Annotated in this window: 12 protein-coding genes; 4 read left to right on the top strand and 8 right to left on the bottom strand. The window is 39.3% G+C overall.

What is annotated here, in order from left to right; all coding sequences use genetic code 11:
• Nucleotides 1–47: 47 nt before the first annotated feature.
• From ku to ligD (JI666_RS00300), 3 genes are read left to right on the top strand one after another with little or no spacing between them, the layout of a single operon-like run.
• The gene (gene ku / locus JI666_RS00310; protein ID WP_206887631.1) at nt 48–875 is read left to right on the top strand and encodes a non-homologous end joining protein Ku; all 828 of its coding nucleotides are present in this window, start codon (nt 48–50) and stop codon (nt 873–875) included.
• Nucleotides 872–1777 (top strand): non-homologous end-joining DNA ligase, encoded by a 906-nt coding sequence (gene ligD / locus JI666_RS00305; RefSeq protein WP_206887628.1) that lies wholly within the window; start codon nt 872–874, stop codon nt 1775–1777. Before ku ends, ligD (JI666_RS00305) begins: the two co-directional genes overlap by 4 nt.
• A complete protein-coding gene (ligD, locus tag JI666_RS00300; protein ID WP_206887626.1) occupies nt 1744–2637 on the top strand; it encodes a non-homologous end-joining DNA ligase in 894 nt (297 codons plus the stop codon). The genes ligD (JI666_RS00305) and ligD (JI666_RS00300) overlap by 34 nt, the downstream gene beginning before the upstream one ends.
• Nucleotides 2638–2661: 24 nt before the next feature.
• Here ligD (JI666_RS00300) and JI666_RS00295 read toward each other — a convergent pair whose 3' ends face one another.
• The 4 genes from JI666_RS00295 to JI666_RS00280 all read right to left on the bottom strand — a co-directional run bounded on the left by JI666_RS00295 (nt 2662) and on the right by JI666_RS00280 (nt 7547).
• Entirely contained in the window at nt 2662–3708 is a 1047-nt protein-coding gene (locus JI666_RS00295; RefSeq protein WP_206887623.1) for a LacI family DNA-binding transcriptional regulator, read from the bottom strand.
• A gap of 336 nt (nt 3709–4044) precedes the next feature.
• Entirely contained in the window at nt 4045–4887 is an 843-nt protein-coding gene (locus JI666_RS00290; RefSeq protein ID WP_206887620.1) for a sugar ABC transporter permease, read from the bottom strand.
• Nucleotide 4888: 1 nt separating this feature from the next.
• Nucleotides 4889–6172 carry a carbohydrate ABC transporter permease gene (locus JI666_RS00285; protein ID WP_206887617.1) on the bottom strand — a complete coding sequence of 428 codons (1284 nt, stop codon included), beginning with the start codon at nt 6170–6172 and terminating at the stop codon, nt 4889–4891.
• A 94-nt stretch (nt 6173–6266) separates the two neighbouring features.
• Nucleotides 6267–7547, bottom strand: coding sequence for an extracellular solute-binding protein (locus JI666_RS00280; protein WP_206887614.1), 1281 nt, complete (start codon nt 7545–7547; stop codon nt 6267–6269).
• A 306-nt stretch (nt 7548–7853) separates the two neighbouring features.
• Between JI666_RS00280 and JI666_RS00275 the strand changes: the two genes are divergently transcribed.
• Nucleotides 7854–9587: an alpha-glycosidase gene (locus tag JI666_RS00275; protein ID WP_206889227.1), complete on the top strand. Its 1734-nt coding sequence runs from the start codon at nt 7854–7856 to the stop codon at nt 9585–9587.
• Between the two features lie 122 nt (nt 9588–9709).
• Here JI666_RS00275 and asnB read toward each other — a convergent pair whose 3' ends face one another.
• The 4 genes from asnB to JI666_RS00255 form a co-directional block, all read right to left on the bottom strand.
• Nucleotides 9710–11551 (bottom strand): asparagine synthase (glutamine-hydrolyzing), encoded by a 1842-nt coding sequence (asnB, locus tag JI666_RS00270; protein ID WP_206887610.1) that lies wholly within the window; start codon nt 11549–11551, stop codon nt 9710–9712.
• A gap of 129 nt (nt 11552–11680) precedes the next feature.
• Nucleotides 11681–12676, bottom strand: a complete 996-nt coding sequence (locus JI666_RS00265; protein WP_286170519.1) for a class I SAM-dependent methyltransferase — start codon at nt 12674–12676, stop codon at nt 11681–11683.
• Nucleotides 12677–12692: 16 nt separating this feature from the next.
• On the bottom strand, nt 12693–14024 hold the full coding sequence (locus tag JI666_RS00260; RefSeq protein WP_206887605.1) for an FAD-dependent oxidoreductase: 1332 nt from the start codon (nt 14022–14024) through the stop codon (nt 12693–12695).
• A 122-nt stretch (nt 14025–14146) separates the two neighbouring features.
• Nucleotides 14147–16999: a bifunctional diguanylate cyclase/phosphodiesterase gene (locus JI666_RS00255; RefSeq protein WP_206887603.1), complete on the bottom strand. Its 2853-nt coding sequence runs from the start codon at nt 16997–16999 to the stop codon at nt 14147–14149.
• Between the last annotated feature and the right edge of the window lie 91 nt (nt 17000–17090).

Here is a 17090-nt window from a genome sequence, read left to right as displayed (position 1 = left end):
GAATTGAGATCTAGTGAGAAACTAACCATAAAGAAAGGATGATGAACATGCATACAATGTGGAAGGGAGCGATTAGTTTTGGGCTAGTTAATATTCCCGTTAAGCTTTATGCGGCAACTGAGGATAAAGATATTAAGATGCGTTATCTTCACCAAGACTGTCATACACCGATTAAGTATGAGAAACAATGCCCTCATTGTGATCGCGAAATTGAATCTGAGGAAATTGTTCGTGGGTATGAATACGAAGAAGGTAAATATGTCATTATGGAAAAAGATGAAATTGAAGCTCTGGCTCACGAAAAAAGCAAGTCCGTTGAAATTGTTGACTTTATTGAATTAGCTGATGTAGATCCTGTTTACTTTAACAGGTCCTATTTTATTGGTCCAAATGATAATGGCAGTAAACCTTACATGCTTCTTAAACAAGCGATGGAAGAGTCAGGAAGGATTGGCATTGCAAAGATTACGATCCGTTCTAAACAGCACTTGGCCGCTGTTCGTGTTTATGGTAAAGGTCTCATGTTAGAAACAATGTATTTTCCCGATGAAGTAAGGTCGATTGACAACGTTCCTGATCTACCAGAAGAACTTGAAGTAAGCGAGAAGGAAAAGAAATTAGCGAGGCAATTAATTGAACAGCTAACGACAGAATTTGAACCGTCCAATTACAAAGATGAGCGACGAGAAGCCATGCTTGCATTAATTGAAAGTAAAATATCGGGTGACGAAATTAAAGTGGTTGAAGAGAAACCGAAGAAGAATGTTGCTGATCTAATGGATGCTCTTCAAGCAAGTCTCGATTCATCACCACCTAAATCAGCTCCAAAGAAAAAGAAAAAAGCAGCGCCTAAAAAGAAGAAAGTCGCAAAATGAGCAGCTCAATGCTTCCTATGATTCCTACGCTTTCCCACTCATTTCCAACTAACGAGGATGAATGGATATATGAAGTGAAATATGATGGATACCGTGCCATTCTAGAATGGGATGGAAAAGCTCTATTCCTAACCAGTCGTAACGGTCATAATTTAAACAGTCGCTTCCCTACATTACACGACAATTTATTCTCTCTCCTTAAAAAGCAGGAGATTGATACATGTATCATGGACGGGGAAATTTGTATGCTTACTAATAACTACAGAGCTGATTTTGAATCACTTCATAAACGGAAAGAAAATAACTTATCATTCATCAGTTTTGATCTCCTAAAAAAAGATGAAGCGCTCTTAACATCCTCTCCTTTACTAGCTAGGAAGAAAGAGCTACATCATCTCTTAGATAACGGCACTGATCAAAATGTACTAATTGAGATCGCCTTTTCTGCCTCTGCACAAAACCTTTTTGAACTAGTTAATAGTCATAAAGGCGAAGGTGTCGTTTGTAAAAAGATAGACAGCTTATATAAAGTAGGAAAAAGAACGAAGAACTGGCTTAAAGTAAAGAATTGGAAAATCGCATTCGTCTTCCTTTACGCTTACGAAAAAGCAAATGGGTATTTCTATACAGGAGTTATACGAGAAGGAGAAATTTATGAGGTTGGTCATTTCTCACATGGGCTTTCTTCAGAAGAAAGAGAAGCGTTACTTGAAGTGATAAAACGGAATAAAACGAAAGAAGCGAATGGATTTATATATGTTCAACCAAGGATTGTGTTGGAACTGGAATATTTGGATCTCTATAACGAGAAATTAAGACAACCTCGCTTTAAGCAATTCTGTTTCCAAACTTCCTGGGAGGTATGTACGTGGGACACCATACAATCATCGTTAATGACATAGAAGTTGGAATAACGAATCCAGATAAATTGCTCTGGTCTGCTATTACAAAAGCAGAGTATCTTACCTATCTATCGACAATTGCGCCACTAATGCTCCGAGGATTGCACAATAAACCGTTAACTGTCATACGTTTTCCTGACGGATTAGATGGAGAAGCATTTTATCAGCGGAATTGCCCAGAGTATGCGCCCTATTATATCAAGACTGTTCAAAATGGAGACCATAATCAAATCGTATGTTCTGATCGACAGACCCTCCTTTGGCTCGGCAACCAAGCAGCGATTGAGTTCCATGTGCCGTTTTCCGCTTATGACACTGAAAAGCCATCTGAAATTGTTTTCGACCTCGATCCACCTTCGAAAAATGATTTTCATTTAGCCATTAAAGCTGCTCAGCAAATCAAGACCATTCTAGACCAACTTCATTTAATTGGCTTTATTAAGCTTTCAGGGAATAAGGGCATTCAAATTCATATCCCACTTCCATACAAAACCTATTCCTATGATCAAACAAAACGTTTCACTCGTTTTATCGCGAATTACTTAACCGAAGTAGATCCTGACTCTTTTACAACAGAGCGACTGAAAGAAAAAAGGAAAGGACGTCTTTATATCGATTATGTGCAGCATGCAGCAGGGAAAACGATTATCGCACCTTATTCAGCACGAGGTAACACAGAAGGGCTAATAGCAGCCCCAATTGAATGGGATGAGCTCACTTCTACTCTAACACCAAGAAATTATACGATGAAGTATGTTAGTAAACGTACCTTAGATCCCTTTTCAAATTTCGACCTAGTACGAGACAAACAACCCTTTAAACCGATTCTCGAGTGGCTAAGTAGAAATAATAAAGAATAAGCGAAAAGCCACCCTTATGGATGGCTATTTGACATTCTCTATTCCATTTTCAGTAAGCGTTCTCACTGTCCAGCGTTCGACTACATTATGTGGAACACAAACCCGTTTATTGTCAGTATCAGGGTCTGCAATTTTCTCGAGTAAACAATTGACTGCCTCATAACCAAGCTGAAAGATGTTAATGTCAACAGACGTTAAAGGTGGGCTTGCGTATTCTGCTAACATCACATTATTGAAGCTAATAATTGAAACATCTTCTGGTACTGAAAGCCCCATCTCATCAAGCTTACTCATAATGCCAAGCGCCATTAAATCATCTACAACGACGAGAGCAGTAGGCGGCTTTGGAAGGGAGAACAATTCCATCACAGCTTCCTGTCCACCTTCTTTAAGAAACTCCTCATGCACAACATAATCATCATTATGTGGAATTCCTGCTTCACGAAGCGCTTTTTCATACCCACTCAAGCGGTCGACGGTCACAACAAGATCTAAATTACCACCAACGAATGCAATACACTCATGTCCTTTACTGATAAAATGCTCCGTTACATCTTTCGCTGCTCTGTAGTTATCATTATCTACATGTGTAATGTTGTCAGGAAGAGCGAACGGCTTTCCAATCACTGTGAAAGGGAAATTTTGCTCTTGTAGGAATTTCATAATTTTATCGTCGATTCGAGAGTAAAGCATGACAATTCCGTCAACCCGTCGACCATGTACCATACCCATAACACCTTCTAATATATCTTCTTCCTTCGAACCTGTTGACATATAGATGGTAAATTCCTTTTCATGCGCTTTCGTGCTAATGCCCCGAAGCACCTCTGGGAAAAATGGATTTTGAAAAACTTTATCTGCAGAACTAGGCATCACAAGACCTATTGTTTGTGTGCTTTTATTCGCTAAACTCCGTGCATTATAGTTCGGATGATAACCGAGATACTCCATTGCTTCTCTAACACGTCTTTTTGTTTGTTCACTAATACGTGGATTGTTCGCAATAACACGAGATACTGTTGAAGGTGCAACATTTGCGAGTTTTGCCACGTCTTTGATCGTTACCGCCATTTGGACCCCTCCTATCTTACACTTTCTAATGCTCTAACATATTAACAGTCTTAAGTCATAATTTCTAAAAGCTTTTTTCGTAGGCATTGTTGCACTTAGATTAGTGGTTAATTTCCTCTCCAATTAGAGAAGTGTGGTTTTCTATACAAAAATCTTCAAAACAACAATTTTTTAGAAATAAGCTTTCTAACATAAGTCTGAGCGCCTCTTTCCCTATAATGATCCACAATGTTTAATTGTAAACGATCTCATTTCAGAATGATAGAACATATAAAAAGGAGAAAGAAGTAACAAGAGTCGCTTCCCTCTTAATCTTCTTTCTCCTTCTTACAAATTTTATCCCTTCGTTCCTCCAGCCGTTAAGCCCGAGATAAAGAAACGTTGTAGCGATAAGAAAAGAATAGAAATTGGTATTGCGATAAGAACGGATCCTGCAGCAAATGTGGTGAATTCATTACCAAACTGATCAGAGATCATTTTATACAACCCTACAGCAAGTGTGAATTTCTCTTCACTTCTTAAAATAACTTGTGCAAGAATAAAGTCAGTAAATGGTGTGATAAAGCTAAACAACGCCACTACTGCAAGAATTGGTTTTGCAAGTGGCAAGATGATTTGCCAGAAGATACGAAAATGCCCTGCACCATCTATTCGAGCTGATTCATCAAGCTCTTTCGGGATTGTATCAAAATACCCTTTTGCAAGCCATGTATTCATCGGCAGTAAACCACCAGCATACACAAGAATTAAAGCAAAGTGTGTATCCAATAATCCAGTAACATATGCAAGCACATAAATTGCAATTAGTGCTGCAAAGTTCGGAATCATTTGCAGGATAAGGAACGTCATTAAACCATTCTTACGACCAACGAAACGGTAACGAGAGAAAGCATAAGCCATACAAGAAATCATGGCTACTGCAAGTACCATCGTAATGATACAAATCTTAAGCGTGTTCCAATACCATAGAAGGTAATCACTTTCCGCCGTATTAAATAACGACTTATAGTGCTCAAGCGTTGCATCCTTTGGAATAATCGATGAACCTGATAAGCTATCTCCCGGATTAAATGATGAACCGATAATCCATAAGACAGGATATAAGATGATCACACATGCGATTGCAATAGCGATATAGGACAGGGTTAAACGGACTGTGTTTTGCATTTTTGGACTCATATTACATCATATCCTCTTCTTGGAATGATTTCGTTCTTCTAAACTGCCACAATGCAACACCAATTACGATAGCGGAAAGAATCATTGTAATGGCAGCCGCTTTACCATATTGTGCGGATGTAAATGTTAGTTTATATATCCACGAAATCAAGATATCAGTAGAACCTGCAGTTTGACCTGATACAGCAGGACCCCCGCCATTGAATAAATAAATGACGTTAAAGTTATTAAAGTTAAACGTGTATTGTGTAATCAAGATTGGTGCAATTGCGAAAAGAATCATTGGAAGCGTAATGCCTCTGAACTTCTGCCAAATATTAGCACCATCAACTGTTGCAGCTTCGTATAGCTCTTCTGGAATGGATTGTAGGACACCCGTTACCATTGCAAAAATGAACGGGAAGCCAAGCCAGAACTGTATGAGTATTAAAGCAACCTTCGTCCAAAATGGTTCTGTCAGCCAAGGAATGGCGTCAATACCGAAAGCAGCTAAGATGTCGTTATTAATCGCACCAAACGTCTCATTAAACATTCCAGCAAATACAAGGATTGAAACGAACGCAGGCACGGCCCATGGCAGAATAAAAATCGTTCTGAAAATGCCTTTGAATTTAAGGTCTTTTTGATTCATTAAGACAGCTAGGAAAATACCGATGGCAATTTGTCCAGTTGTTGCTACAAATGTCCATACGATCGTCCATGAGAATACATCGATAAATGTATTACGCCAAATATCAAGTTTAAATATATCAATATAGTTTTGAATGCCAATCCAGTCAACTAAGTTCGCTGGAGGCGAATGATAGAGATCGTAGTTCGTAAACGATAGTAAAATAACAAACAATATCGGAAAAATAACAACAAAGATTAACAGGAAGAATCCTGGTGTTAACATTAAGTACGGGAAACCTTGTTCAGTTACATTACGGTATTGCGCTCTTACAGAATTAAGAGGAATGCCAAGATCACGATTTCTTCCGTTCAAGTACGCATCCCTAAGATTTAAGAAATAAATCACCAGCCCTATCAGGATAACTAGGACAGCAATAATCCCCTGTGTTAATAGGAAGATCGAATGATCTCTTGGGAGTTCTTCCCCGAGCGTTACGATGCCCCATAACCCGATATTGATTAGGTCAGCAAATGCAACTGCAAAAGATACCGTTAGTATAAAGAACATTAATCCTTTGAGTAGTTGCTTGTTGTAGAACTGACCGAATCCAGGAATCAAAGATAAAGCGAGCGCTATTTTTCTATGCTTTGTTTGACGTTCAGTTGCCTCCATCGTGATGGCAATCCCCTTTCTCCCCTCACTCCTCTATCCCTAAAGTGAGAAGCAGTACTCCGTTTCCGAAGTACCGCTTTGATTTTTCAAGAATCTAGTTGCTGTGGTTCTGTTCAATCTGAGACTTAATTGTTTTAGTAGCTTCATCAAGTGCTGCTTTAGGCTCTTGCTTACCAGTAGCTACAAGTTGAAGTGCTGATGCTGCAGGCTCCCAAACTTCTGCCATTTCAGGAATGTTTGGCATTGGAACACCGTATGATGATTGAACTGCAACTGCGTTCGCTGCTTCATTGTCAGCAATAATTGGATCTTCAATAAGAGACTTAACTGGAGGAATTTCTCCTGTTTTCTCAAAACGGATTTTACCGTTCTCAGCATTGGAAATCCATTCTACTAGCTTAGTAGCCCATTCTTTGTTCTCTGAGAAATTACTTACGTGCCAGCCTTTAACACCAATAAATGTTTGGAAATTCTCTCCGTTAGGAAGCTTAGGCATTGGAGCAACACCAATTTCGATACCCGCATCTTTATAGCCCTGGAAAGACCATGGTCCATTCATTACTGACGCAGCTTTCCCTTCGTTAAAGAGACCATCCATTGAAGATCCACCATTCTCACCGATAAGTCCTTTAGGGAATAGTTTCTCGTCATACCATTTCTGGATATACTCTGTACCTTCTACAGCGCCTTCATTGTTTAAACCAAGGTTCTGCGGATCAAGACCATCATCCGTACGCTCAAACACATAACCGCCATAACCAGCTAGTACAGCGTTTGCAAAATAGAAGTTATCCCAAAGCGCAAGGAAACCATAGTTCTTGTCTTTTGTGAAATCTGTAGCAAAATCATAGACTTCATCCATTGTTTCTGGAGCTTCGTCCATCAACTCTTTGTTATAAATAAAAACTGGTGTTTCAGTAGCCTTTGGAAGTCCATAAAGCTTCCCTTCATAGCTCTCTGCTTGAATAGAAGATTCAGTAAATGTATCAACGACAGATTGTTCTACTTCAATTGGAGAGATAAGACCTTCAACTGCAGCTTGTCCAATCTGATCGTGTGGAAGTGTAATAACGTCAGGACCAGTACCGGCTGGACCGTCGAGACGGATTTGCTCTCTAATTTCGTCAGCCATACCAAGTTCTTTAAATTCTACTTTAATACCATACTCTTCTTCGAAACTCGCAATGGCAGGTTCAAGTGCAACTGCTTTATCTGTATCTTCCCATACAACTAGCTTCTCAGGTTTGTTTGCATCGTCGCCTGAGCTACTTCCCTCGTTGCTGTTAGAAGAACTTTGGTTATTTTGCGGTCCGCATGCTGCAAGGACACCAATCGCAAGAACCAGTGTTAGAAATAAGGCGAAAAAACGTTTCATGTGTTAACCCCCTCTTAATTTGCGATAGCGATACAAGCGCTTTCATTCCGTTAATGAAAACGATTGCACTAGCTTTCTATAACTTATTATACATGCCCCCGAAATTTTCGCAACCGTTTGCACAAAGTTTTTTTGCATTTTTTCAAAATATTAATTTTTGTTTGGTTTATAGTTTGACTGCCGCTCTATTATCTTCTACATTTATATAGAAAGAAGTTGCAGAAACGTTAGATTGAATGCTAAAGAATGTGAACAGATAATTTCTAAACTTAATATGCAAACGATTGCACATGGAGGTTACGAATGATGCAGAAAGAAGCGATCTACCACCGCCCTAAGAACAATTATGCTTATGCCTACGACTCCACAACCCTACATTTACGCTTAAGAACAAAAAAAGACGATACATTGAATGTCTTCTTGATTTTTGGTGATCCATATGATTGGAAAGACAACGCCTGGCAATATTATAAAAAAGAGATGTCTCTAACTGGTTCAGATGACCTTTTTGATTACTGGACAATTTCTGTAAAACCTCCATATCGGCGCTTGAGATATGGCTTCTATTTAGAAGATCAAACCGAATCGGTCGTATATACCGAAAAAGGCTTTTTAACTGAGCAGCCAGTTGATACAAACGATTACTTTAGCTTTCCTTTTATGAATGAAATTGATGTTTTTAAAGCACCTGAATGGGTGAAAGAAACAGTCTGGTATCAAATTTTTCCGGAACGATTCGCGAATGGGGATTCTTCGCTAGACCCTGCTGGAGTACTGCCGTGGGGAAAGTATCCTCCTGCAAGAGATAATTTCTTCGGCGGAGATTTTCAGGGGGTTATTGACCATCTTGATCACCTCACTGACCTTGGGGTGAACGGGATTTATTTCACACCTATCTTCAAAGCAAAATCGAATCATAAATATGATACGATCGATTATTTAGAAATCGATTCACAGTTTGGTGATAAAGAAACGTTTAAGCAATTGATTAAAGCATGCCATGAACGAGGTATTAAAGTTATGCTTGATGCAGTTTTCAACCATAGCGGGTATTATTTCGAACCATTTCAAGATTTATTGAAAAACGGTGAAGGTTCTAGATACAAGGATTGGTTCCATGTTCGTTCATTCCCAATCGAAACGAAGACGTTACCTTCCTATGATACATTTGCTTTCGAAGCATCAATGCCTAAATTAAACACTGCAAATCCTGAAGTGAAAGAGTATTTACTTCAAGTTGGTAAGTATTGGGTAGAAGAATTTGATATTGATGGATGGCGACTCGATGTTGCCAACGAAATCGATCACCAGTTTTGGAGAGATTTCAGAAGAACAGTGAAACAAATTAAGCCAGAGCTATATATTCTAGGGGAAATATGGCACGACTCCATGCCATGGCTTCAAGGGGATCAATTCGATGCAGTTATGAATTATCCGATGACATCTGCTCTACTAGACCATTTTGCACATGGAACGATTACAGTTGAAACAATGGCCGATCGCCTAACATCTCTACTCCATTCGTATCCAGATAACGTGAATGAAGTTGCCTTCAACTTATTAGGAAGTCATGACACACCTCGTATGCTCACGCTCGCAAATGAACGGAAAGAGCTTGTAAAGCTTATGTATATGCTACAATTCTCATTCCCTGGTACACCGTGTATTTATTACGGTGACGAAATCGGCATGCAAGGTGGTGCAGATCCTGGCTGTCGTGAGTGTATGATCTGGGATAAAGAGAAGCAGGACACTGAATTGTTCAATTTTCTAAAGAAGCTTATCTCACTACGTAAATCTCATTCAGCATTCGGAAATAGCGGATCATTTCATTTTGTTTCAGCAAAAGATGGTGTTATTCAATATATGAAGGAAACAAATACCGAAACATTGTTATTCCTTATAAACAGTTCTGAAAAAAACGCAACAATTGAAATTCCTCATTTTTCTAGTGATGCAAGAAGTCTATTCAGAAACAGAATCACAACAGACAGTACGCTTAGTCTTGAGCCATTTGGATATGACATAATATCGGTTTAATCCTGAGAAAGCAGATACCTACCAGGAGCTTCTTTTTGAGCGTTATGAAACGTAGATAATAGTTTTCTGTAGGAACGGGAAATAAAAGAACCGAAGCGAGTTTCATAGCTTCGGTTCTTTTGTTAATCAACAATATTTACACCTTTTTGTTCCATCCAATAATTGATTTGAGCGAGGTGTGCGATTAGCTGTGGCCCAGCCATTAGCTGACCAAACCACGGTACCTTGAAGGCCTTCCCTTCTGAATCAATAATGTCCTGAACAACTTGACGATCAATAAGATCATGTAGAGGCGCTTGCTTTTTATCAAGCGTTTGCTGCAGCCAGGTTGATACAGCCTTCGTATAGGCAGGGTGATAGGTTTTGGGATAAGGACTTTTCTTTCGGTAAAGCACATCATGAGATAGCGTCCCTGTCATCGCTCTCCGAAGCAAACCTTTCTCCCTTCCATCAAGCATTTTCATATCCCATGGCACATTCCACACATATTCAATAATTCGATGGTCTGAAAAAGGAACCCTGACCTCAAGACTTGCTCCCATGCTCATTCTGTCTTTCCGTTCAAGTAACGTTGTCATAAACCAGTTTAAATTCAAATAAAAGAGCGCTCGTCTTTTGGCTTCTATTTCACCTTCCCCATCTAGACGAGGCGTTTCATTAATAGACTCTCGATACCTAGCTGTTACATATTGTTCAAGTTTTAACTTATTTCGAACATCTTCCCTTAACATAGCCTGACGTTCAAGGGTTGAACGCATCCAAGGGAACTGTTCTTGATCAAGGAGCTCGGGTTTATGAAACCATGGGTAGCCGCCAAATATTTCATCCGCACACTCACCAGAAAGTGCAACGGTAGCATGTTTTTTAATTTCCTTTGAGAACCACAGGAGCGAAGAATCCACATCTGCCATACCTGGAAGATCACGACATTGTATCGTTTCTTTTAAATGATGTACGAGCTGATCCGTATCAATCACACAGTTCGTATGATCTGTAGCAAGTTCTGCGGATACTTTCTTAATCCATGGCGCGTCAGCATTTGGTTGGAATTCACTGCTTTCGAAGAACTTATCATTATCAACATAATCTACTGAAAACGAGCGCAGTGTTCCTTTGCCCTCATTTTTAAATGCGGTTTGAGCAACAGACGTAATCGCGCTCGAATCCACTCCACCAGATAAAAATGTACAAACAGGAACATCAGCCACGAGCTGCCTCTTAATTGCATCCTTTAATAGCTCACTTACTGTTTCAACTGTTGTATCCAAATTATCGGTATGCTCTTCGCTTCTTACGTTCCAATAGCGCCATTTCTTTAGACCATTACGATCAAATTTCATTGCAAACCCCGGGCGTAGCTCATGAATACCACGGAAAACACCATGACCTGGTGTTCTTGAAGGTCCAAGCCCGAATATTTCTTGTAAGCCTTCCCTATCAATTTCAGTTTTCACATCAGGATGGGCAAGAATAGCTTTAAGCTCAGAACCAAATTGAAAGGAGCTGCCGCTATTTCGATAGAATAATGGTTTGACCCCCAGTCGGTCTCGTGCCAGAAACAAACGATCTTCATCCCAGATCGCAAATGCAAAGATACCATTTAAGTGATCAACACAAGCCTCCCCCCACTCAACATAAGACGTTACTAGAACTTCTGTATCTGAATGTGATTGGAACGTATATCCTTTGCCAAGCAGAATTTTCCTTAAATCTTCTGTATTGTATAATTCTCCGTTATAACAAATAGTATAGCTTTTCTCACGATGTTTTCGCGTCATCGGTTGACCTCCACCAGCTGGATCAACGACAATTAAACGCGTATGCCCAAACCCGCAATGCCCTTGAACCCAGCAATTAGAGGCATCCGGACCGCGTTTTGATAACGTATTGGCCATCTTTTGGAGAACTTTCTTTTCTCCCGTCAAATCCCGTTTCCAATCAACCCATCCTGTTATGCCACACAAAAGCTCTCCCCCCAATCAATACTCTCTTTTCACTTTATGCTTCCGCCCACTTTTTGTGCATTATTTTATCTCTTCCTGCGTTGCCAATTAGACTTATACAAAAAAAGCCTAAAACCCATATAGAGGGTTTCAGGCTTTTTGAAATCGCATGAAATACCATGCTCCTTCTTTCACAACCGGCTTCATTTCCTTTAATTTAAATCCTGTTTCAGACGCAAGGCTTATCATTTCAGCACGGTTAGGTAACGGAAACAGGTTATCATGAGCACTCATGAAACTATTAAATGCTGCTGAAAATGCAAGTCCATGCTTCGACTCATGTAATGGTGTAATGACGATAAGATTCCCATTCTCCCCTGTTACTTCATGCGCTTTTTCGAATAAGCGATAGCGATCCTCAGGCGCAAAATAGTAGAGTAGATTGTTCATCATGGCAACATCGAAAGGATCTCCATCCCATTTCCATGTCATCATATCGTCTGGATATAGCGAAATTGACGATTTTAATGGAAAGTGAATGTTTTCTTCTGCCTCAAGACAAACCGATTTGTTCTTTTCAATTCCTACTAGCTTCATATCCTCGAGCTTTGCCCCAATACGTGAAAGGTACCCTGCATAGCCTGCCCCAAAATCAATAACTGATTTTGCATTCGTTTTCTTAATACACTTATGAATTTTAGGAAAAGCAAACCTTTCAATGAAGCTTGACGTTGCAGCAACCGTTCCACCGTAATCTTCATCCTGATATGAGGCGTGATCTTCACTGTTCAATAAATCTGGATAAGAAAGGAGAATCGGAATATGTAACTCCATCATTTCTTTTAAAAGAATTCCGACAGACTGATCACTGTTCTTGGAAATAGATTCAACCATATGCTTCTTTGAACGAATTTTGCCATACTTATCGAGCTTCAAATGATCGATTGCTATGCCAACGTCTGCCCACCTTGTTAAAAGAAGTTCATTCATATCTCTCTTCTTCGCAACAGCAGAGACGGTTGTTCCTTCCTCAAATTCATCAAATAAATCGTGAACATAACCAACATGTGCATGCCAGGCATAAAGAAAAGGTTCATTGCTTTTCATCCATTTCCTTGCACGCCAAATCTTCTTCAATTCCTTCATTTTGTTTCCTCCCGTCTCATTTGCGATACCATGGATAATCATCATAAGTTGTAAACATAATCTTCTTTTTTTGCTTTTCAGTAATTTTTTCACGTCCTGATTTTGCAGGTAATAGTCCTGCCTGTTTCATACGATCCAATAAATTAAATTTCCATATTCCCAATCCCGAAGTATTCAGCATTTGTTTATAATGTAAGGTAGGCGAGTGTTCCGTTTGCTTTACACCTTTTACTCTAAGCTTCTGAAATGCACGATAAGGGAAAGAATATAGCAACGCAGCCTGATGACTGAGCCTTGATACATATTCCGCTCTCGGCTTTCTAACTTTTTCGTACCATTCTAAATGTGACCATTCTGTTTGATTCGTCTTGAACATCCAACACAGAAGCTCTCCTAGAACATCCGAATCCTGGATTGCAAGATTCATTCCCTCACCTGCCATAGGATGCACACTGTGTGCGGCATCACCGGTTAAAATCATATTGTCTTTCACATAGCTAGATACATTATGTCTTACCGGAATCATTAGTTGGATTTTCTTCCACGTATCAATCTGATGCACATATCCTTCAAGCTCAGGCATCAATTCGCAGTATGCTCGATAGAATGACTCAAGCCCCTCTTCACGCATTGTTTTAAACTCGCCAGGTTTAATTAATAGCACACTACGAACTTCATTATTTGGAAGAGGAAACAATCCAACAAATTTGTTCTGTGTTGTTATAATTGTAGACTGATTAAGCGAATTAGGTCGTGGGAATGAAACGGTTAAAAAGTGATGATTATACTTTGTGTTTTTCATTTCTACTTTCATCGCTGTTCTTGTAGGAGATGCTCTACCTTCTGCTCCAATATAGAAAGAGGCATGAATATTACGCTCGCCTTCTTTCGTTTGAATGATCGCTTTTTTATTTTGAGGATCATCATTTGTGAAACCCGTAAATTTAGCAGGTTGAATATAATCAACTGATTCATATTTGGAAGCTTCCATGAATAGAAGCTCTTTCAATTTTTCATGTGGAATCATAAGCGACGTATTATAAGGCGAATCAATAAGGTCATATCGAAATTCGTTAGTGCTAAGCTGAGTCATCGTCTGATCAGCTTTTTGATCATATTCATAGAATTGAATAGATGGTAAGCTAAATCCATTCGCCTTCACTTGCTCAAGCATATTTATTCGATCCAGAATTTCAAGACTCTTAGGTTGAAGCAACTCGCCTTTGTAAATTAGTCCGCTCTTTTTGTCCTTTTCTACTAAAAGCGTCTTTACATTATTTTGTCCTAACTTAACAGCGAGTGTGAGACCAGATATGCCTCCCCCTATAATCATGACATCGTAATCCATCTTCCATCACCTCATTCGATACTCCCCTATTCCCTTGCAATCACCCCTTAAAACAGAACAAGCCCCTTAAGTATGTTATCTGCCCATATTTATTAAAAAAAGACCAGCCAATAATGGCTGGTCTAAGTTGCTAACGGGAATTGCTTTGATAAAAGCAGCTTCTCGAAACGATCTTTATTCAGTGGCTTACTATAGAAAAACCCTTGCGCAAAGTTGCAGCCGAAACTTCTAATAATTTCACCCTGCTCCTTCGTTTCAATTCCTTCCGCCACGATAGAAAGATTCAATCCTTCACACATCGTAATAACAGCTTTTACAATCGCAGCATCTGCGTTATTTTCTTGAAGATTCCTTATAAAGGATTGATCAATCTTTAAGATATCAAGCGGGAAATCTTTGAGATAACTAAGAGAAGAATATCCTGTTCCAAAGTCATCAATAGACACCTTCATCCCCATCCCTCTAAGCTCGTTAAGCATCGAGATGCTATAGTCTGTGTTAACAAGCGTCGTGCTTTCTGTCACTTCAAGATGTAGGGATTGAGGAGAAAGTCCTGATGCATCAAGTGCGTGCCGAACTGTTTCTACGAAGTTCGCACTTTGGAACTGTCTTCCTGATACGTTTACGCTTATGGACAAATCATCATAGCCCAATTCCTGCCATTTACGAGTTTGCATACAAGCTTCATTTAAAACCCATATCCCAATTTCTTCAATTAAGCCTGTTTCTTCAGCAAGAGGTATGAACTGAGCAGGTGAGACGAGACCAAGCTTCGGGTGATTCCAGCGAATCAAAGCTTCACATGCATAAATTTTTTGTTCATCCAGGTTCACCTGTGGTTGATAGTACAGCGTTAACTCTTCCTTCTCAATTGCTCTTCTTAAATAACTTTCAAGTTCAAGACGCTCAAACGCTTGATCCGTCATTTCATCTGTATAGAATTCAATATAGCTTGCACCCTGCTGCTTTGCCCGATCAAGCGCAATATAAGAATTTCTCATTAACGTATCAAGATCCATTCCATCATGTGGGAATATACTAATGCCGATTCCAACAGTCATAAAATATTCTACATTATGAAAGACAATAGGAGCCTTCAATTGATCAATAACCCGTTTTGCAAGCATTAGTGCTTCTTTCTCATCTTTCAATCCAGGTAATAATACTGTGAATTCATCTCCACCAAACCTTGCAAGTACAGCATCGTCTTGAATCGCTTCTTTAATCCGATCCGTTACCTGCTTTAAAATGTGGTCACCTCTTTGATGTCCTAAGCTATCGTTAATAAGCTTAAAACGATCAAGATCAATAAACATAACAGCAAGCTTTTCATTAGTGTTTTTAAGAGACTCATTCAGCAAATTTTCAAACAGCAAACGGTTTGGCAGTTCAGTTAGCACGTCATAATAAGCCAGATGCGCAATTTTTTCTTCTGCTTTTCGTTGATTCATGATGCTTTTACCAATCCCATATGCTCCTATAATTTCTCCATTCACAATAATCGGGATGTTCGTAATCGTAAATAATACTTTTGTTCCTGACTTATCTACTAGATAAGCATCATACGTTTGAGCCACACCCTGAAACGTTTGATAGAACTTATCCCTCGTCATTTGAGCATCCTCTGAGGCTACGAATTGAAGAGAATGCTTACTCATTACCTCTTCTGATGAATAGCCTAATAATGATTTAAGAGCAGGATTAACGCTTGTAATTTTCCCGTAGTTATCAACAGAATAAACAAGGTTCGGATTTTGCTCAAACAGAGACTTAAAACGCTGTTCAGACTGCTGTAAACTTACGTTCAACGTTTCCAATTCTTCCGTGGAAGCTTTAATTAAATGTGATAGTGCCATTAAACCATCCAAGTCCTTCATCTCCTGATTGTGTAATGGTTGAGGCTGAACCTTCTCCTGTTCAGCATCCGTTTCGCTAAGCATAGCCATAATTGTACTGTTATTTGAATGCTGACAACTCATTCCGTCAGAGAAGTATTCTGAAGCTAAGCATACAGATGTGATAGCACTAGATAAGTGACTGGCATTCAGGCTCATTCCATTTGAAAAAAGATCTTTAGCAGGTACTGACGAGTATGAGAAGACACCTTCTACGGGAAACAAGGTCGCCTGGTCATTCAGCCGTTGCAAGAAAGACTGGAACGTAATAGCGTCAAAATAAGAGAAGTTTACCAAAGTACCTTTTGGAAGAAAAGAGTCAACTGTAACTGAACCATCTCGATGCAATTCGGTAACTGAAAATGGCTTTAATTGTCCTTTCACTTCATGAAGCAATGGAGCATGGGATGCTGCTTCTGGAAGCTTATTCGCAACTTCTTGACCGAGGTACTTCTCATAAAAGTGAAGAACGCTCATCCCCTCGATCTCAAATACACGTTGACCAAAAGATTTAGTAACCTCGTATGATCGGCTAGCAGACTTCCAAAATGTTTCATAATAAGGAGTAATGTCTAACTTATGCCCAGTCAGATGGACACCCACAACTCCGTTTAATAGAATCTGACTTCCTGATAGAACAAAGGATTTTTCGTTCCCAAATGCTCTTCCTCCTATTACTAGTGATGGAGCTCCACTTAAAAGAGCATCTTCATCGTTAACGCCAGAATTAAATAGCAAAACGATTCCATCTTTTTCAGTAATGTGATTTTTAAAGTCATTCGCATGACCATCTATCAAAAATGGTTTAACTATCGCATGTTGAAATAGCGAAAAAGAAAGTAATATCCCTTCTGTTACACTTGATCCGTTAAAGTAAGCTTCAGCAGCGGTTGAACCGATTATGAAAGCTTCAGGAAGAAGTCTTTCTAACTCTAAGGACACTTCTGCTGCTTGATCGACTTCTCTGGATAATGAAAATAATTGAATGAGCACGGCATTCGCCTGAAACAGTTCCGGATGATTGTTTACACACTCGCTCAACTGACTATCTTGATGAATCACGACTGAAAATGTTTTCAAGCTCAATACACCTCATTCCTTAAAACCTTTAAATCGCAACTTTCTATTATATCCATAATATCAAAAAGGAGAGAATAGGAACACAGCTATT

This window comes from Bacillus sp. NTK071 (genome assembly GCF_017303315.1).
GTDB lineage: Bacteria > Bacillota > Bacilli > Bacillales > Guptibacillaceae > Guptibacillus.
This window is presented reverse-complemented; position numbering and strand designations above follow the sequence as displayed.

Coding starts and splice junctions, on each gene's coding strand:
- ku (WP_206887631.1), top strand. CDS start 48: ATGCATACAATGTGGAAGGGAGCGATTAGTTTTGGGCTAGTTAATATT.
- ligD (WP_206887628.1), top strand. CDS start 872: ATGAGCAGCTCAATGCTTCCTATGATTCCTACGCTTTCCCACTCATTT.
- JI666_RS00295 (WP_206887623.1), bottom strand. CDS start 3,708: ATGGCGGTAACGATCAAAGACGTGGCAAAACTCGCAAATGTTGCACCT.
- JI666_RS00290 (WP_206887620.1), bottom strand. CDS start 4,887: ATGAGTCCAAAAATGCAAAACACAGTCCGTTTAACCCTGTCCTATATC.
- JI666_RS00285 (WP_206887617.1), bottom strand. CDS start 6,172: ATGGAGGCAACTGAACGTCAAACAAAGCATAGAAAAATAGCGCTCGCT.
- JI666_RS00280 (WP_206887614.1), bottom strand. CDS start 7,547: ATGAAACGTTTTTTCGCCTTATTTCTAACACTGGTTCTTGCGATTGGT.
- JI666_RS00275 (WP_206889227.1), top strand. CDS start 7,854: ATGCAGAAAGAAGCGATCTACCACCGCCCTAAGAACAATTATGCTTAT.
- JI666_RS00265 (WP_286170519.1), bottom strand. CDS start 12,676: ATGAAGGAATTGAAGAAGATTTGGCGTGCAAGGAAATGGATGAAAAGC.
- JI666_RS00260 (WP_206887605.1), bottom strand. CDS start 14,024: ATGGATTACGATGTCATGATTATAGGGGGAGGCATATCTGGTCTCACA.